This is a genomic window from Komagataeibacter nataicola, from assembly GCF_003207795.1.
Taxonomy (GTDB): domain Bacteria; phylum Pseudomonadota; class Alphaproteobacteria; order Acetobacterales; family Acetobacteraceae; genus Komagataeibacter; species Komagataeibacter nataicola.
In genome coordinates, this window is sequence record NZ_NIRT01000017.1 from 31,105 (window position 1) to 49,760 (window position 18,656).

At 64.7% G+C, this 18,656-nt stretch carries 13 protein-coding genes; 2 read left to right on the forward strand and 11 right to left on the reverse strand.

Annotated features, from left to right (window positions below):
* The first annotated feature begins 4 nt into the window (after positions 1-4).
* Together CDI09_RS10535 and CDI09_RS10540 are read left to right on the forward strand one after the other, a co-directional pair.
* Positions 5-370 carry a HesB/IscA family protein gene (locus CDI09_RS10535; protein ID WP_078526520.1) on the forward strand — a complete coding sequence of 122 codons (366 nt, stop codon included), beginning with the start codon at positions 5-7 and terminating at the stop codon, positions 368-370.
* Positions 367-1,152, forward strand: a complete 786-nt coding sequence (locus CDI09_RS10540) for an exodeoxyribonuclease III (RefSeq protein WP_078526518.1) — start codon at positions 367-369, stop codon at positions 1,150-1,152. Before CDI09_RS10535 ends, CDI09_RS10540 begins: the two co-directional genes overlap by 4 nt.
* On the opposite strand, the gene CDI09_RS10545 is transcribed toward CDI09_RS10540, so the two are convergent.
* From CDI09_RS10545 to CDI09_RS10595, 11 genes are all read right to left on the reverse strand, one after another.
* The gene (locus tag CDI09_RS10545) at positions 1,127-2,020 is read right to left on the reverse strand and encodes an EipB family protein (RefSeq protein WP_236944489.1); all 894 of its coding nucleotides are present in this window, start codon (positions 2,018-2,020) and stop codon (positions 1,127-1,129) included. The genes CDI09_RS10540 and CDI09_RS10545 overlap by 26 nt on opposite strands.
* A 5-nt stretch (positions 2,021-2,025) precedes the next feature.
* The gene (gene aspS, locus CDI09_RS10550) at positions 2,026-3,822 is read right to left on the reverse strand and encodes an aspartate--tRNA ligase (protein WP_078526516.1); all 1,797 of its coding nucleotides are present in this window, start codon (positions 3,820-3,822) and stop codon (positions 2,026-2,028) included.
* Between the two features lie 131 nt (positions 3,823-3,953).
* The gene (gene mtnA, locus CDI09_RS10555) at positions 3,954-5,045 is read right to left on the reverse strand and encodes an S-methyl-5-thioribose-1-phosphate isomerase (RefSeq protein ID WP_078528048.1); all 1,092 of its coding nucleotides are present in this window, start codon (positions 5,043-5,045) and stop codon (positions 3,954-3,956) included.
* A 306-nt stretch (positions 5,046-5,351) separates the two neighbouring features.
* Positions 5,352-7,238: a molecular chaperone HtpG gene (gene htpG, locus CDI09_RS10560; protein ID WP_078526514.1), complete on the reverse strand. Its 1,887-nt coding sequence runs from the start codon at positions 7,236-7,238 to the stop codon at positions 5,352-5,354.
* A 214-nt stretch (positions 7,239-7,452) separates the two neighbouring features.
* Entirely contained in the window at positions 7,453-8,082 is a 630-nt protein-coding gene (locus CDI09_RS10565) for an NUDIX hydrolase (RefSeq protein ID WP_078526512.1), read from the reverse strand.
* Complete coding sequence (locus CDI09_RS10570; protein ID WP_078526510.1) at positions 8,079-8,537, reverse strand: cupin domain-containing protein; 459 nt, start codon at positions 8,535-8,537, stop codon at positions 8,079-8,081. The genes CDI09_RS10565 and CDI09_RS10570 overlap by 4 nt, the downstream gene beginning before the upstream one ends.
* Before the next feature lie 162 nt (positions 8,538-8,699).
* Positions 8,700-9,374: a hypothetical protein gene (locus tag CDI09_RS10575; protein WP_078526508.1), complete on the reverse strand. Its 675-nt coding sequence runs from the start codon at positions 9,372-9,374 to the stop codon at positions 8,700-8,702.
* 11 nt (positions 9,375-9,385) lie between these two features.
* Positions 9,386-11,593, reverse strand: a complete 2,208-nt coding sequence (locus tag CDI09_RS10580) for a beta-glucosidase family protein (RefSeq protein ID WP_078526506.1) — start codon at positions 11,591-11,593, stop codon at positions 9,386-9,388.
* A 218-nt stretch (positions 11,594-11,811) separates the two neighbouring features.
* Positions 11,812-12,282, reverse strand: coding sequence for a cellulose biosynthesis protein BcsD (bcsD, locus tag CDI09_RS10585; protein WP_061271618.1), 471 nt, complete (start codon positions 12,280-12,282; stop codon positions 11,812-11,814).
* Complete coding sequence (locus tag CDI09_RS10590) at positions 12,282-16,238, reverse strand: cellulose synthase subunit BcsC-related outer membrane protein (RefSeq protein WP_078526502.1); 3,957 nt, start codon at positions 16,236-16,238, stop codon at positions 12,282-12,284. Before CDI09_RS10590 ends, bcsD begins: the two co-directional genes overlap by 1 nt.
* A gap of 2 nt (positions 16,239-16,240) precedes the next feature.
* Complete coding sequence (locus CDI09_RS10595) at positions 16,241-18,655, reverse strand: cellulose biosynthesis cyclic di-GMP-binding regulatory protein BcsB (protein WP_110571319.1); 2,415 nt, start codon at positions 18,653-18,655, stop codon at positions 16,241-16,243.
* Position 18,656 lies beyond the last annotated feature (1 nt).

Here is an 18,656-nt window from a genome sequence, read left to right on the forward strand (position 1 = left end):
CCCGATGTCCACGCCCCCTTCCCCGCCGGCCGAGATGTTCCGCGTATCGGATTCGGCAGCAAATCGCCTGCGCGAGATCCTTGATGAACAGCCCGCAGCCCCCACGGGCGAGCCCGCCCTGCGGGTGGCGGTCGAAGCGGGTGGCTGCAACGGGTTTCAGTATAAATTCGCGCTCGAGCCCGAAACCCGGCCCGATGACATTGTCATTGCCGCAGGCACCGCCCGCGTGCTCGTTGACCCGGCCAGCATGGACCTGCTGAGCGGCGCCGTGCTTGATTTTGATGACAGCCTGATGGGCGCGCATTTCACCGTGCGCAACCCGCAGGCGGCATCCTCGTGCGGGTGTGGCACCAGCTTCTCGGTGGAATGATGAAATTCGTCACCTGGAACGTCAATTCCATCCGCCAGCGCCTTGATCATGTGCTTGACTACCTTGCCCGCGAGCAGCCCGACGTGCTGGCGTTGCAGGAGATCAAGTGCGCCACCGAAATCTTCCCCGCCGATGCCTTCAGGGCCGTGGGCTATGACAGCATCGTGGTGGGGCAGAAAAGCTATAACGGCGTGGCCATTCTCACGCGCGTGCCGCATGAGGTCACCCACACCGCCCTGCCCGGCTGGGAAACCGAGCCGCCGCAGGCCCGCTACGTGGAAATTCGCGCAGGCGGGCTGATATTTGGCAATCTGTACCTGCCCAACGGCAATTCCGGCGGCAGTGCAGGCTACGACTCCAAGCTCGCCTTCATGGAAGCACTCGCGCTCCATGCCCACGCCATGCTCGAGGCCGGGCAGGATTTCGTGCTGCTTGGTGACTACAATGTCTGCCCAACCGATGAGGACTGCGCCCCCGGCGCGCTCGCGCCTGATGATGCGCTGGTTCGCCCGGCCACCCGCGCGGCCTTCCGCCGCCTGCTCTGGCTGGGCCTGACCGATGCGCTGCGCGCGCTGCACCCCACCGGGCGGTTCTATACGTTCTGGGATTATCAGGCCGCCGCCTGGCAGCGTGACAGCGGGCTGCGCATCGATCATGCCCTGCTCTCGCCCCGGGTGGCGGAACGGCTGCTCACCGCCCTGCCTGCGCGTGACGAGCGTGGCAAGGCCCAGCCATCGGACCACGTGCCGCTGGCCGTTACAGTGGCCGGTGCTGTGGACTGAACGGCGCGGCTGCCGGGCAGTGATCGGGCACCGGTAGCAGCCGGAACTCGCGCAGCGTGCCTGCCAGCCGGAACTGCCCGAAATCGAGGTCGAGCCGGTCCGCCACGCCATTGGAGAAATAGCGCATGCCCTGCTCGAATATCGGCCCCATGTCGCGCGTGGTGGGGTTGTAGTACGCCATATGCACCCGCTGCGCCCCAAGGGGGGCAAGGGCCGCAAAGGGTGTATCCACCGGCGGCGCCTCGCGGGCGAGCAGCAGCACGTAGGTGCTCAGCGCCCCGGTCTCGACCGTACCATCGAACAGGGGCGGCGCGATCTCGGTCCGGCCCGCCTGCCCTGCCGCAATCACGCTGGTGGTGTGGGCTACGGGGAACAGCGTGCCCACGGGCAGCGCCACGTCATGCACGATGGGCGCGGTATAATGCACCTTGCCGCCACCTGGACCCATATGCGCCTCGCCCGCTATGCGCGGGCTGGACTGGCCGTTTTCGGTCTGGTCGGCGCTGAAAACGAGGGATGAGCCATCCTTGTCCTCCAGCACCGCGTAATCGGAATCGCTGTTGTGCTCGTCACCACCCCGGCCCACGGTGCGCACATGCAGCTGCTGCTGGGTGGACCATGCCGTGCACATGTCGGACAGCACGAAGGTCAGCCTGCCCTCCGCCGTCACCACATCGCCCTCGCCCACGGCGGACAGGACAAGGTCATATACCGCCCGATGCGCAGCCATGCCCGTTGCCGGAGCGGCATGCGCCTGGCCATGCCACACCCCTACGGCCACCATGGTCGTTGCCATCAGGCCGCGACACCATGCCCGCCGCACCCTCATGCGGCGCGCCGTGAGGGAGGGGCCCATCACGGCGTGCATGGCACTCAGTCCTTCTTCTGGCCGGGCTTGGGGCGCGGCAGGTCGAGCGCGAGCGAGAGTTCCTTGAGGCGCTGCGGCTCGACAGGAGCAGGCGCGCCCATCATCAGATCCTCGCCCTGCTGGTTGAGCGGGAACAGGATGACTTCGCGGATGTTGGGCTCATCGGCGAGCAGCATCACGATGCGGTCCACGCCCGGTGCGGAGCCACCATGCGGCGGCGCGCCATAGCGGAAGGCGTTGAGCATGCCGCCAAAGCGGGCCTCGACCTCGCTGGCCGGATAGCCCGCGATCTCGAAGGCGCGGATCATGACATCCGGCTGGTGGTTACGGATCGCACCCGAGGAGAGTTCGATGCCGTTACACACGATATCGTACTGATAGGCCTTGATGGTCAGCGGGTCCTGGTTCTGGAGCGCGTCCATGCCCCCCTGCGGCATGGAGAACGGGTTGTGCGAGAAGTCGATCTCGCCCGTTTCCTCATTGCGCTCGTACATCGGGAAGTCCGTGATCCAGCAGAAGCGGAAGGCGTTCTGCTCGATCAGGTCGAGTTCGGTCGCAACGCGGGTGCGCACGGCGCCCGAGAACTTGACCATCTCATCGCCCTTGCCCGCCACGAAGAACACGGCATCGCCTGCCTTCAGGCCGGTCCTGGCGCGGATGGCCTCGATGCGCTCGGCCTCGAGGTTCTTGGCGATCGGGCCCTTGCCGCCTTCTTCAGCGAAGATGATGTAACCCAGCCCGCCAGCACCCGATTCACGCGCCCAGTTATTGAGCTTGTCAAAGAACGCACGCGGGCGGTCGCCTGCACTAGGGGCGGGAATGGCGCGGATCTGGCCGCCATCGGCAGCGATGCGGGCAAACAGGCCAAAGCCGGAACCGGCGAAGGCCTCGGTCACGTCCGACAGCTTCAGCGGGTTGCGCAGGTCGGGCTTGTCGCTGCCATAAACTTCCATGGCCGTGGCGTAGGGAATGCGCTCGAACGGCCCTTCGCTGACAATGCGGCCACCGCCGAACTCACGGAACACGCCTTCCATCACCGGCTCGAGGGTGGCGAACACGTCTTCCTGCGTGGCAAACGCCATCTCGAAATCAAGCTGGTAGAACTCACCGGGGGAACGATCAGCACGCGCGGCTTCATCACGGAAGCAGGGCGCGATCTGGAAATAGCGGTCGAACCCCGCCACCATGGCGAGCTGCTTGAACTGCTGCGGGGCCTGCGGCAGGGCGTAGAACTTGCCCGGATGCATGCGCGCGGGCACGAGAAAGTCGCGCGCACCCTCGGGTGAGGAGGCGGTCAGGATCGGGGTCTGGAACTCGACAAAGCCAAGGTCCGTCATGCGCTTGCGCAGACTCGCGATCACCTGCGCGCGCAGCATGATGTTGCGGTGCACCTTCTCGCGCCGCAGGTCGATGTAGCGGTAGGTCAGGCGCAGGTCTTCGGGGTAGTGCTCATTGCCCGCCACCTGCAGCGGCAGCACATCCGCGCTGGACTGCACCTCGATCTCTCGCGCGCGCAGTTCGATCTCGCCGGTGGGCAGGTTGGGGTTCTTGGTCGCGCCATCGCGCAGCACCACTTCGCCTGTCACGGTCAGCACGCTTTCCACGCGCACGCGCTCGGCTGTTTCCAGCACGGGGGAGCCTGCGGGGATCACGATCTGCGTCATGCCGAAATGGTCGCGCAGGTCAATGAACAGCAGGCCGCCATGATCGCGCTTGGAATGTACCCATCCGGAAAGGCGGGCCGTCTGCCCGGCATCGGCAGCCCGCAGGGCCGCGCAGCTATGGGTACGATAGGGATGCATGCTCTTGTCCTGATTCTACCAGTTTTGAAAGTGCACCCGAAAGGGGGCACCCGATTGCAGGCGCGACAAAGCCAATCCCGCCCGCGCCTGTCAAGGTTATAGCTGCATGGCCCCGGTGCGCGGGGCCATGCTCACACGTATTCGGGGAAGAGATCGCACAGCCCGTCCGCCGTGGCCGGGCAGCGCCCGCGCTCGGTAATCAGGCCGGTCACAAGGCGCGCGGGGGTCACGTCAAAGGCCGGGTTGGCGGCCCTGCTGCCATCGGGCACGAGTTGCACGCTCGTCACGTTACCGCCCGCGTCACGGCCCTGTATGTGGGTGACTTCGCGGCCATTACGTTCTTCAATCGGGATTTCGTTGACCCCATCACTGATGGTCCAGTCGATGGTGGTCGATGGCAGCGCCACCCAGAAAGGCACGTTATTGTCACGCGCCGCGAGCGCCTTGAGGTAGGTGCCGATCTTGTTGGCCACATCACCCGTGCGGGTCACGCGGTCGGTGCCCACGATCACGAGATCCACCTGGCCATGCTGCATCAGATGGCCACCGGCATTATCGGCAATAACGGTGTGCTTCACCCCGTGGCGGCCGAGCTCCCACGCGGTGAGCGAGGCGCCCTGATTGCGCGGGCGGGTTTCATCCACCCACACATGCACGTCAATGCCACGATCATGCGCCATGTAGATCGGCGCAAGGGCCGTGCCCCAGTCCACGGTTGCGATCCAGCCCGCGTTGCAGTGGGTCAGGATATTGACCGGGCCGGGGCGGCGGGCGGCGATCTCCTCGATCAGCTCCAGCCCCTGCCGGCCGATGGCCTCGTTCTGGATCACGTCTTCATCGCAGATGCGCCCGGCCTCGTCATAGGCGGCGGCCACGCGGTCAGCCGCGGGCGTGGTGCGCAGGCGGGTGAGCATGCGCCGGATGGCCCAGGCCAGATTGACCGCCGTGGGGCGGGTTGCCGCAAGTAATGCCGCGTCACGCTCCATGGCTTCATCGCTGCTGTCATGGCGCAGCGCCAGCGCCAGCCCATAGGCGGCCACGGCGCCAATCAGCGGCGCGCCACGCACCTGCATGGTGCGGATGGCATGGGCCACCTGATCCCGCTCGGTCAGGCGCAGGATATCGAGCGACCAGGGCAGACGGGTCTGGTCAAAGATGTGGACCGACCAGCCATCATCCGCATCCACCCAGACACTGCGATAAGAGACGTTATCAATTTTCATATAAGACTTGCCGCCATCCAAAAACCGGAACACAGAAAAGGGCGAGTAGGGAAGCATCCGGCCGGACCGCGTTCAAGGCCCTGCCGCCTGAATACTTTGAATAAAGCCGCGGTTGCGGTTTTTCTGCCATAAGGCAGCGTAACCCGTTCCCGCATGGGCACGATCATACAGGCAGTCAGCCCGCAGGGCTACACCGGAACATGATAAAGCCCCTGCCCCAGGGCGGCAGCCCCCCTGAAAACGCAACATCCCGCCATGCAGGCACATGGCGGGATGCTTCGGGCTTACCGTTCAGCGCGGGGCGGTTCAGCCCTGCGGGCCGTCCGTTAGCGGCAGGCGGGTGAGGATCGTGGTCAGGCGGCGGGCGAAGCCGGTGGGGTCCTTCGGGCTTTCACCATCCTGAATCCGGGCCATGTCCATCAGCGTCAGCGCAATGTCCTGCACCGGGTCGCCATTCTTCACGCGGGTGGCGAGATCGGCAATCAGCGGATGGGCCGGGTTGACCTGCAGCACCGGCGCGGTGTCGGGCACCTGCTGGCCGCTGCGCTTCATCAGCCGGATCATCTGCAGGTCCGGCCCGGATTCGGGGGCGGCCAGCACTACGGCGCTGTTGACGAGGCGGTTGGTGCCCTTCACGTCGGACACCGCATCACCCAGCGCTTCCTTCAGCGCGGGGATCACGACTTCCAGCGCGTCCTTTTCAGCCTGCGTCTCCTCTGGCGCACCGAACTTTTCAAGATCGGTGTGGAACTGGCTGATGTTGCGGATGGGCACGTCCTTGTACACGCCCAGGCGCTCGGGCCAGAACGAGTCCACCGGGTCGGACAGCAGCAGCACCTCGATGCCACGCGCGCGGAAGCCCTCGAGCTGCGGCGAGGAGGGCAGCATTTCCGTGCGGTCGCCGGTCAGGTAGTAAATGGCTTCCTGCTCGGGCTTCTTGCGCTCGAGATAGGCGTCAAGCGTGGTCCAGCCTTCCTGCGTGCTGGAGCGGAAGCGAGCGATGGTGGCGAGTTCCGTGCGGTGGGTCGCGTCGTCCCAGATGCCTTCCTTGAAGGTGGGGCCGAAATTTTCCCAGAACTTCTCGAAATCCGCCTCGTCCTTGCTGCGGGTCTTGAGTTCCGAGATCACGCGGTTGGTCACCGCCTTGCGGATGCGCGCGAGCACCGGCGTAGCCTGCAGCATCTCACGCGAGACGTTGAGCGGCAGATCCTCGGTATCGACCACGCCGGTCACGAACCGCAGCCACGGCGGCAGCAGGCCGGCATCATCGGTAATGAACATGCGGCGCACATGCAGGCGGATCTGGCTCTCGCGCACCGGCTCGGCAAACTCGAAGGGCTTGCTGCCGGGAATGAACAGCAGCGCAGAGAACTCCATCGTGCCTTCGGCATGCCAGTGCAGCGTGGCCCAGGGCGTGTCGAAGTTGTGGCTTACGTGACGATAGAACTCGTTGAGCTGCTCTTCATCGATCTCGCCGCGCGGCTTGCGCCACAGGGCCGTGCCTTTGTTGGCCGCGGTTTCCTCGCCATCATCCTTGACGATGGTGATCGGCCACGAAATATGGTCGGCCCATTTGCGAACGATGGTTTCAAGCTGCCATGAATCGAGGAAGTCGTTCGCATCTTCCTTGATGTGCAGGATGATGTCGGTGCCCGCCTTGTCGCGCGTGGCGGGGCTGATGGTGTAGTTGCCCTTGCCGGTGGAGGACCAGCACCAGGCCTCGTCACTGCCCGCGCGGCGCGAGATCACGTCCACCCTGTCCGCCACCATGAAGGCGGCATAGAAGCCCACGCCGAACTGGCCGATCAGGCTTGGCTTGTCCTCGGGCCTGGCGTTGGCCAGCTCCTCACCAAAGGCGCGGGTGCCTGAGCGGGCGATGGTGCCGAGGTTGCGGGCAAGGTCTTCCTTGCTCATGCCCGCGCCATCATCGCTGATGGTCAGCAGGCGGGCTTCCTTATCGGGGTTGATGCGGATCTTGGCATCTTCGGGCAGGGCGCGCGCGCCATCGGTCAGCGCCTCGAAGCGGCGCTTGTCGGTGGCGTCCGCCGCGTTGGCGACCAGCTCGCGCAGGAAGATTTCACGCTCGGAATAAAGCGCATGCACCACAAGGTCGAGCAGGCGGCCGACCTCGGCGCTGAATTCATGCTGTTCGCCCTTGGCTTCGGGCGGGGTCGTGGTGGTCTGTTCCGTCATGGTTTGTCCAGTCTGTCTGTTGCAATGCATCAGGTTACAATTTGTATTGGATATGGAAATCCCGGTCGGTTTTTCAATGGCCTGACAGCGCAACGCCCGAAAGCGGCGAGGGGCGAGGTTTTTGTTGATCGACGCGGCCGAACGCCGCCTTTTTGAAAAAGGGCGGCATCCTAAAACTTTTACTTTTTTATCAACGACCTGTTTTCAAAGGTTTTCAGTCAAAATCCGTGGGCAGGTCCGGGTTGGCGGCATGTTCGAACATGCGGCTCAGCTGGCGGGGCAGCACGCGGCCGAGCGACAGGTCGGTGGGCAGGCTGTCTGCTGCAAACCAGCCAATCTCCGATGTCTCGATACTGGTTTCGGCGCTGCCGCCGGTCAGTTCGCAGATGAAACAAAGCGTGCAGCATGAAAACGGTCCGGGCGGATGGCCCTGCCGGTCGCGGTCCCACACGGCGGCGAGTTTGGTCACGCGCACGCTAAACCCGCTTTCCTCGCGCACTTCCTTCACCGTGTTTTCCACCGGGGTCAGGTTCACATCCGCCCAGCCGCCCGGCAGGGTCCAGCGGTCATGATCCAGCACCTCGCGCACCAGCAGCATCCGGCCCTGCGCATCAAACACGGCGGCGCGCACCACCAGCTTGGGCGTGGCATAGCCATCCTGACTGCTGAACAGGTCGAGCACGCGCGTCATGTCGGCATGACTGCCTGCGGCCATCATGTCAGCTGCGATCTGCCTTATGCTTTCATAGCGTTCACGGTCGAACGGACTTTCGGCATAGGCCAGGCCACTTTGCGCCAGCGCCTGCAGGTCACGGGCCCAGATGAGCCATTGCGGGGTTGTCATGCATTTTCTCCTTCGGGCGACCAGCCGGGCGGGGCCAGTTCAAACTGGCTGAAAACAAAGGCAGGAGCCACCTGGCAGCCCATAAGGCTCCATGCCCCCTGGCTTTGAGCCGCCTGCCATGCCCCCGGTGGCACCACCGCCTGCAGCACCTGCCCCTGTGCGGGCAACGGGCCGAGCACGATCTGCACGATCGGCGCGCCCTGCCCCGCTGCCATTTCAAGCACCAGCGGGCTGCCACCCTGCCAGCACCAGATCTCGGCCGCATCAACGCGGTGCCAGTGCGAGCGCTCGCCCGCCGCCAGCAGGAAATTGATGGTCGAGACCGCGCCACGCGGGCCATCGGCGGGCGTATCGCGCCATATTTCGCGGTAGCTTCCGCCTTCGGGGTGGGGTTGCAGGCCCAGCAGGTGTCGCACGGTCTCGGCAGGGGTGTTGGGGTCTCGCAAATCTGTCATGGGGTTCTGGCTCCGGTCATGATCGCATGGTCCGGCGTAGCCCTCCTGCCGCCGGGCTGCAAACGGCAGGCAGATAGGGCGTAAGAGTTTTTGAGCGCCGCCTTTTTTCAAAAGGGCGGCGTTCTTCGAAGCTTCTTGAAAAAAGCTTCACCAAAAACTTCTTCAGGGATTAGGGCCGCTCTGGCCCTGAAGCATAAAAGCGAGGGTCTGGTCGGTATAGGTTTCCACCACCTCGCTAAAGGCGCGTCCCTGCCCGTCACGCAGCACCGCGCGCTGGCGCACGATTTCAGCCGGAGCCACGATCATTGCCGTGGCCTGCCCCGCGGCCGGGCCGGGCCACGGCGACCACAGCCGCGCGAACTCCAGCCGCTCGCGGGTAAAACGCAGGGGGGCCACCACATGGCCGAAGGATGTGTCCGTTCCTTCCAGCGTGGCGTTCATCCGTGGGGTCAGCAGGCCGGGCACATACCAGTTGTCCGCAACCGAAAGCACATATGGGCCGCAGACCAGTTGCACCTGCCGGTGCCGCACGGGTTGCGTGGCGCCCACCCCCAGATCAGCCCGCACCCGCGCGGGCACGCGATCAGGTTGCGGCAGGGCTGCCTTCCGCGCCACCACAACCGGGCGGGCGGCCATATGGTGGGCGGCACACCAGTCCTCCAGCGCCAGCGTGGCGCTGGGGTGGGTGAGCAGGGTTATTTCCAGTTCCTGCACGCTCATCATCAGGCGCGCGCGCGCATCTGGCGTATCAGGCCACGAGAGGCTGGCCGCCATTACCGGGCTGGCAGGCAGCAGGCCAGCCCCCATCACCGCCGCTGCAAGCAGTCCCCTGCCCATTACATCCACTCTCAGGGCGCCATGGTCCGTCCATGCAGGTGCATGGTGGCCTGCTGGCTGTCATCCGTGGCGCATGCCGCAAGCCACACGCGGAAGGTGCCCGAGGGCACGCTCCACCGGTCATGCCTGTCATCGAAATGCGCCAGCAGACGCGGGTCGATCCGCACCGAGACCTGGCGGCTCTCGCCCGGCGCCAGGCTGATACGCTGCCAGCCCGCCAGGCGGCGCGCGCCACCATCGGGCAGGCTGACATAGACCTGCGGCACGTCCACGCCCGGCCGCGTGCCGGTGTTGTGCACGTTGAACGTGGCCGTCACCTGCCCGTGGTGTTCACCCACCTTCAGCCCGTCAGAGCTGAACGTGGTGTAGGTCAGGCCATAACCGAACGGATAAAGCGGCTTGAAGTGATTGCGGTCGAACCAGCGGTAGCCGACATCGCTGCCTTCATCGTAAACCAGCTCCTGATCGGTGTGGAACTGCATCTCGAACACGTTATCCGCCGTAACGCCTGCAATATCGGGGTGGGCCAGCTGCGACTCCGCCTGCGGGAAGGTCATGGTCAGGTGCCCCGAAGGCGCCACCTTGCCAAACAGCAGCCGGGCAATGGCCGGACCACCGCCAGAACCGGGGAACCACGCCTCAAGCACACCTGCCACGCTGTTGTTCCACGGCATCAGCACGGGGTCGCCGGTTTCCATCACCACGACCGTGCGCGGGTTGGCGGCGGCGACTGCCGTAATCAGCGCATCGGCATTATCATCAAGGTGCATGCTCGGCGCGTCCATCCCCTCGAAGGTGAACTGCGTGGCATAGACCACCACCACGTCAGCCGCGCGCGCGGCCCGCACGGCAGAGGCGATACTGGTGCCGGAATCATAGGTGATCCGGGCCTGCGGCGCCTCGGCCTTCATGGCCTTGAGCGGCGAGGACGGGAAATAGACCGGGTCGCCCGGCCATTCCTTCTTGCCCGGTCCCTTTACCGCCTCGCCCCCAATGGGTTCGACCTGGCTCGACCCGCCACCTGAAATCACCCCCGCATCGGCATGGCCGCCAATGACGGCGATGCGCGCGGTGGGCGAAAGCGGCAGGATGTTGCCCTGGTTGCGCAGCAGGACCGCGCCTTCCTCCTCGTCCTTCTGGGCCACGAGGGTATCGGTCACCACATCAAGCGGCTTCTGCTGCGGCGGATGGTCCACCAGCCCGATGGCAAACAGCGAGCGGACGATGCGCTGCGCCATGTCATCGATGCGCGCCTGGGGCACACGGCCCGCCTTTACATCGGCTGCAAGCAGGGTGCGGAAATAAGGCCGGGCATCGGTATGATCGCCCGCCGATTCCTGATCCAGCCCCGCCAGCGCCGCCCGCGCGGAGGAATGCGTGCCCCCCCAGTCGGACATGACAAAGCCGGGATAATGCCAGTCCTGCTTGAGCGTCCTGGTCAGCAGGTAGGGGTTTTCACAGGCATACAGATCATTGACACGGTTATACGAACACATGACCGAACCGGGATGCCCGGTTTCAAGTGCGATCTCGAAGCCCAGCAGGTCGCTCTCGCGCATGGCCGCGGGGGCGATATCGGCACTCATGGTCATGCGTGAGGTTTCAAGGTCATTCATCGCATAATGCTTGAGCGTGGAGATCACATGCTGCGACTGCACGCCCGCAATGGTGCTGCCCACCATGCGCCCGGTCTGCAGCGGATCTTCACCGGCATATTCAAAGTTGCGGCCGCCACGCGGGTCGCGGGTCAGGTCCGCGCCACCGCCCAGTATGATGTTGAAGCCGCTCTGCCACGCCTCGCGCCCGATCATGGCACCAGCCTGCCGCGCCATGTCCATATCCCACGTACTGGCCGTAGACAGGCCCGACGGCAGCGAAACCGCCGCCCCATTCTTGCGGATATGCGCCGGGTTGCGCACGCCAAGCCCCGCATCCGAAATCTGCAGGTCGGGCAGGCCCGAGCCCTTGGGTGCCCGCAGGTACGCAGCCGAGCCCAGGCCGCCGGGAGGGGCCACGCTGCCGTTAAAGCCACCGCCATCAACACTGAACAGCAGGGACATCTTGTCCTCAAGGCTCATGGAGGCCAGCACCTGCCGCGCCCGGACATCGGCCGGATCGCCCCCGTCATCATGCGCATGCCGCGCGAAAGCGGGCACCTGGGCCAGCGCCATGCCACACGCCACGGCGGATAACAGGAATATCTTGCGGGACAGTTTCATGTGGCTGGCTCCTCCTTCAGGGGCTGGGCAGTGACAGCACGGGCTGCCTGCGCCCGCCATCTCCTCAGTCCATTTGTGAAGCACCCTGCCCCCGCGCCGCATGATCTAGCGCAAAAACAGAGCAAAGAGTGGAGGTCATATACGCAAAAAACCCTGCCTACAGGGCATGAACACGCCTGTAGGCAGGGTTTTGACGCAAATGGCGCGCCTGATCGGGATCAGGTCGCAGCGCTACGGGTGCGCATATAGAGAATAACCGTCTGGGCCGGGACCGAGTTCAGGTCTTCCGCGTCGATATCACGCGTTACGACATAGTCACCGAATGCGCCGGGCTGCGACGTGATCCAGCGGCCATAAAGCCCTTCCAGCACCGGGGCGAGCCATGTGCCGGCGGGTTCGCCCGCGCTGCCCACCTGCGGCAGGTCTTCATGCACGATGCGCATGGCCTGTTCTTCCGCCAGCAGGTCCAGCTTCACGTAACCCCAGTTGATCATGGCCAGCAGGGCGTTCAGCTCGATCTGGAGCTGGTGGATGGTGTTGCACAGCGGCGGCTGGAAACGACCAGCCATACCCCGGCCGACCTCGCGCAACAGGTCATTGCGGACCTCGATCCCGGCCTGATCATCAATCTCCCAGGACAGGGCCTGCAGGAAGAGCGAAAAGTCCGGTTTTGCGTTCAAAGTTGTCATTACTGGTCCATAATAAGATAGTGTGCGGAAATCATGGCGCCGCTTTCAGTCCAGTTACCGGCCTTCTGATAGCGCCCCGAGAGATCAAGACGAACATTGCGTGTAAAGCGATAGCCCACCCTAGCATTAAAGCCACCGGTAAGACCAGCAATACTATCCCCGGGATAGTAGGCGCTGTTCACCGTTTCCTCCGACAGATAGTCCGCCGGCGTGGCACTCGCCGAGTAATTCGAGGCAATGGTATTGGCGCCGGACTGCAGCAGGGATGACGTGGGGAAGAAGGGCGCCGAGTGCTCATGGAACACCTGGTAGCCCACGCTGCCCGTCACATCCCAGTCCAGCCGCTTGTGCTGCCCCGCGTAGCGGATCGGCACGGTCGCCGCATAATAGGATTGCGGCGAGAAGTAACCACCCTGCCCGTAGGTGTAGAAATCCTCGTTCTTGGCATAACCGAAATACGTCAGGCTTACACCGATGCGCACCAGCATGTTGGCGTTATGCCACACCAGCGTGTTGGCGCCGATGCCGGCTTCGCGCTCGCTGTTGCGCTGCACGTTCTTGCCGGTCTGGATTGCATAGCCACCACCACCATACAGGATGGTGTTGCCCAGCGTTGCCTCGACCTGGCCGTGGAAGTGGTTGGTCACGACCCCACCCCATTCGCGGCTCCACTGGCTGGACAGTTCCTTGCCATAGAGCTGGCGGGCATAGCGGCCAAGCGGGCTGTTGTAATTCGAGTCACGCAACCCGCCATAAGACAGCACGCTGTTGGTGATCGACCGACGCTCGGCGCTGACACGGAACGTAACCGGCCCCACGCGCGGCGAGAACTCGACCCCCCCCAGCACGTTGGTGATGGGGAAGCCAATGGGCGAGGCGCCGACATCGGCACGCACCCAGCTATTGCCAAACTGCACATCGGGCGCAAAACCGGCCTCGGCCGAGGCTGCGGCGATACGCTGCTGGTCCTTGCCCGCGTTGCTATAGCTATCGTACTGGTTATACGCCTGCACGCCCATCATCGTGCCATAACGCGGCACATCATAGACGGAACCTGTGTTGAGGTTGCCCGACCAGATCATGGTTGGCGTGATCGAGAAGGTCAGGGCGGACGCACCCGCCTGCAGCGGCAGGCGACCCACGATGGGAATGTTCGCTTCCGTCAGGCGGCCCATGCCATGCTCGCCCGAACGTGACCGGAACCCGAGGCCACCATCAATGGAGGGCGCAAGGTTTTCACGCAGCGTGTGGATCTGCCCAGCAATGGAGGAGAGCATCTGGTCCGATGTATCGGGGGATGCCGCCTCGGCGCTGTAGGAGCCACCGGTCACAGGCGCGCCAAGTTCCGTCTGGTGCCCGTAGCCACGTGGGCGGAACGGGTTGGTCGAGGGCGGGGCAAGCGCCTCTTCCTGCGCGGCGCCAGCCGCGGCCCGCGTGCCCTCAACCTGCTGCAGGCGCAGGTCATAGGCCCGGCGCAGATCCTCGATGGTGCGCTGCCCATGGCCATCAGCCTGGTCAGCCACGGCCATGGCCAGCCAGGCGCGGGCATCCATCGGGCTTTCCTGCACGCCATCCATGGCGAGGCGGGTGGCGAGGCTGTTGTGGTCACTGTTGACCGCAGCCTGCACCGCTGCCTGCCGCGCATCAAGATCCTGCGGGTTGTGACGCAGCACCGCAAGGTCGATCTCGAGCGCCTTGCCCGGCTTGCCGTGGCCGTTATACAGCCGCGCAAGCGCCAGCTTGGGCGATGTCGCCTCCGGGTCGGCCTGCAGGGCGGGTGCCAGATGATCATAGGCCTGCGCCTGATCGCCACGCTGGTTGAGCAGGTCAGACTGCGCTACCGAGATGCCCATGCGCAGTTGCTGCAGCGTCTGCATCTGCTCGGGCAGCAGCGCATTGCCAGCACCCGAACCCGCGCCATCACCAAGCGGGGCCAGCAGGCGCGCGGCCGCCACCGGGTTGCTGATCTTCATGTATTCGGTGGCGTAGGACAGACGCTGGTCGGGCGAAAGATCGATGGTGCGCGTCGAGGCGATACGCAGCGCCATGCGCGCATGCACCATGTCGCCACGCTGGCGGAACAGGTCAGCCACCGCCACGCCACGCGCGCCGGTCGGATCAGGCTGGGAAAGGGCTTCGCGGATCAGCGGCACCGGGTTGGACACCATGGACAGGCGGCTGGCCAGATCCTGCTTGATTTCCATTTCCTCCGCGATGGAGCGGATCGCGGGGGAATAATCCGCAGGCGACAGACCGGCCAGAAGCCGACGGGTCATCGCATCATTGCCACTGCCATAGGTATACAGGATACCGGCCTGGCGGTCCTGCGCGGTGACAGGATTGGCCAGAATGGGCTGCATCACGCGCCCGGCTTCAGCCACATCGCCCTGCTGCTGCAGCGCATTGGCAAGGTTGATGCGCACCCACGGGTCGCGCGGGGCCTGGGCCATCGCTTCACGCAGGATGGAAACCTTGCGCGCGGAATCCGATGTCTGGGACGCAGCCGCCATCAGGCCGGAAACCTCGATTTCGCCCACCTGGCTGGCATATTGCGGGCCGACACGCGACAGGAGCTGGCGGGCTTCCGCCGTGTTGCCCTGCGCCATATCAACCCGCGCCAGCCCCATCAGGGCAAGCTGGTTATCGGGCTCACGCGACAGGATGCCACGATATTCCTGCTCGGCAGCGGCAACCTGGCCGGTCGAGCGCTGCAGGTCGGCCAGCATGAGGGTCGCGCCAGTGTACTGCCCGGGCTGGCGAGCCAGCGTGGCAAGCCGCTGCTTGGCCTCGGTGTACTGATGGGCGGCGATCAACTGGCGAACGGAAGCATACTCGCCGCTCACCTCCATACCCGCCAGCGCCGGACGCCAGCGACTGGCGGTCTTGGGATCGGCGGCTATAGCTTCTTCAAAATAGCGGTGCGCCTCGGCGGTATCACCCTGCCGCATGCTCACGAGGCCCATGCCGCCAAGCGAGTCAGCATCATGAGAGTTGATCTGCAACGCGGACTGGAAAGACTGCTCTGCTGCGGAAAGACGGCCCGCGTTAAGCTGCTGGTAACCGGCCTGGCGCGCAAGCCCCGCCTTGTCCGGCGGGCCGCCGGGGGGGTGAAGCATATGGTCGCGCAGCGCGGTATCATTGGGGTGAGCGGCAAGCCACTGCTCCATGAGGGGCTGCGTATCGGGATTGACCGGCAGCCAGCTCAGGGTCTGGCGGTAGGATTGCGCGGCGGCGGCCGCCTCGACCGGGGCCTGGCTGCGGAAGGATTGCAGATCCTTGAGCCGGGTCAGGCCTTCCATGCGGGTCGAGGTGTTATAGGTCAGGGTCTGGGCAAAGGCGAGCTGGGCGCGGTAATCCTGCGGGTTGGACGCAACGATCCCGGCCAGGCCCGCGCGGGCCTGATCCCACTGGGCCGGAACGCCAGCCATGGTCTGGTAGTATTCCACCGCGAGCGAACGCGGCGGCTTGCCACCGTGGAACAGCTTCTGATACCCCGCCACCGCCTGCGCGTTCTGGCCCGAACCCGCAAGCGAGCGGATCTGTGACAGGTCGCCCTGGGAAATGGCCCGCTCGCTGAGCAGGTCGGTCAGGTTGGCTGCCGCCACGCTGCCCGGCGCCACCTGCTGGAGGTGGCGCAGGGTATCGGTGGCGGCTTCACGGTTGCCAATAGCCGTCTGGTATTCACCCTGCATTTCCAGCACATCAGGGGAATTGGGGGCGATGCGTTCCGCGTTCTGCAGGGCCTGGCGGGCATTCTCATATTGCTGCTGCTGAAGCCAGAAGCGTGCCTGCTGCAACAGGATCTGCCGTGGCGCCACAGTCGGGCTCGTGGCAGCAGCGGTGGTCATGGCCGTGGAAGCCTGCTGCGCCCGCGCAACGGGAACCGCCACCAGCACCGTCATGCAGCTGCTGGCCAGCAGGGCACCAGAAAGCGAAAGGGCGTATCGCCTGTTCATGTTCACGTTCTCTGCCTTTCTTCCTGCAACTCCCGACGGCGGCGCTGAGCATGCTTCGTCAGGGCGCGCACCATGACAGCGACCACGAGAAGGCAACCGAACAGGCCAACCACAATCACGCGGCTGGGATGGTTGTGCATATACCAGTCAGGCTTGAGCCACAGCGGCACCGTGCCAACCGTATAAAGCGGCGAACTGCGGTAGGATGTCAGATCATCCCCGTGCGCCAGCACCAGGTCACCCTGGATCTTGGCCTGGTTTTTCCGCTGCGCCAGAATCTGCACAAGGTTGTTGAGCCCCTGCCCATCGCCTGAAAGCAGCGCGAGAACGGTCCGCCCCGATGCCAGCGGCGATTCCGCCTCGACCATCGCGGCCACGCCACCGGTCAGCGTGCTCTCGACCTCGGTCGGAGCCGTCTTGCTGATGGCCGACATCGGATCCTGGAACAGGTTCCACACACCGCTCAGCGTCGAGCGCAGGGCCATGTGCAGCCGCCCATCGGAAATCTGGTAGGCCGAATTGCTCAGCAGCTGCGAAACATCGCCGCTATTGGCCAGCGTGGACAGGACAATCAGGTTCCGGTCCGCCACGTCATTCACATGGTCGCTCGAGACCACATCCACACCAGACACCGGATACCATGTCGTCGCCCCCATGAAGCCCATGAGGTCGAGATAGGCGCTGACGATCATGCCATTGGGGTGTTCAGGCAGCACCACGGCCGAGCGCGACAGGTCGGCATAGGTGGTGAACGGGTAGCCGGCGCTGGCCATGAAGGCGAGGTTGGGCATCTGGGTGATATGATAGGCATTGGACAGGTCGATCGTCGAATTCGGATCAATGCCCATATGGAACGTGCTCGGGCCGGGCTTGCAGCCCGGCTCGGCCATCGCCGCCATCTCGAAATAGAACAGCAGCTGGTTCTGGCCAAAGATCCGGTAGGGCGGGATCGGCAGGGTATGCTGCTGCACGCTGTCATTACGATGGCCAAGCCCCACGCCCCGCAGGAGCTGGTCCAGCGTTGAATCCGGCTCACGCAGCGGATAGGCCTCGAGATAGGTATCGTTAATACCCACGTTGAGCGACGAGCGCGACACATCCACGATCGGCCCCGGCGGTGAGCGGAAACGGATGTTCAGCTTGTACGGCCGATCGCGCCACGTGTACAGATCGGGCGAGACACGGAACGGCACCGTCAGCGCGCCGGGGGCGTAGCCTTCAGCCTGCAGGGAACTGTCTGGCACCAGTTCACCGAGGCGGACCGGGCGGTTGGTGGGAATGAAGCTCGGCGCGTCATTCGCCACGCGGGCGCCCACATCAATCGGCGCCACGTCCATGCGGCTGGCTGTCGGCAACGTGCTCGAGCCGAAGCCGATGCCCTTGCTCGCGGTGATGACTTCATCACGATCGCGCCCCGTTACGAGCAGCACCGTGCCGTTGGGGTCGGATGGATTGGCCACTTCCATGAGCGTGGGGCCATTGACCGACTGGCGCCCGAGGGCGGAAGGCAGCTCATCGGCCACACCGACCACAACGGCGTTGCCCGTCTGCGGAATGGTGGAGAAGACCGGGAAGGTGACGCCGCGGTAATCGGTCTGCTGGCCGAACCAGGATGCCAGGATGCCCGTCGCCTTCAGCACTTCGGGATCAAATGTCTGTGCGAGAACGAACGGAATGACGGTCTTCTGCTTTACGTTCTTGTCGAAGAACGGCTGGGGCAGACGCGACAGCTGACGGCGCGGGGGAAGCGGTATGGTGGTGATCTGCAGCTCGGAATGTTCGGACACGCTGGCCCAGAGCAATCCGTTGCTGGGGTCCGTGCAGCCCTTCGAGCTTGACGCGAAGCTGAAGTTCAGCCGGTTGCCGCTGATGAAGAAGATGGGGTTGATATCAAACGAGAGCGGCCCAAATGTAGGATGGGTAGGGTCGGGACGAAGCGTGCCGATGAACTGCTCGTTCAGCGTGATCGTGACCGCGCTGCTATCAGGCTGGAGGCTGGGCGACATCGCACCCGACACGACAAGCCGCGCCGACGTGACCAGCTGGTCGGCCGGAATGCCGAACTGCAGGCCCTGCAGCGTGGCGGCGCCCTGCATTTTCAGTGCACTCTGTGCGCCGAGTTCCTTGAGGGAATATGTATGCACCGTCGCCACGTCAGACGCGGCAATGGCGTTTTCGGCGTTATCCACGACCGCATCAGCCGTGCTGGCCGCCGGGGCATCCGCCGCCGGGGCGGTGGTGGTGGCGGGCTGCTGGCCCGCGCTCGCGGCAGCGGGCGCCGCAGGCTGCGGTGCCGCGGCGGGGAGAGGTGGCAGGTCCGAACCTGTGGGCTGCGGAGCTGGCGCCTTGGAAGCAACAGGCGCAGCCTGTGCCCCCGTTGCAAAGACCAGCAGCGCGATCAGGGACACCATTTTCATA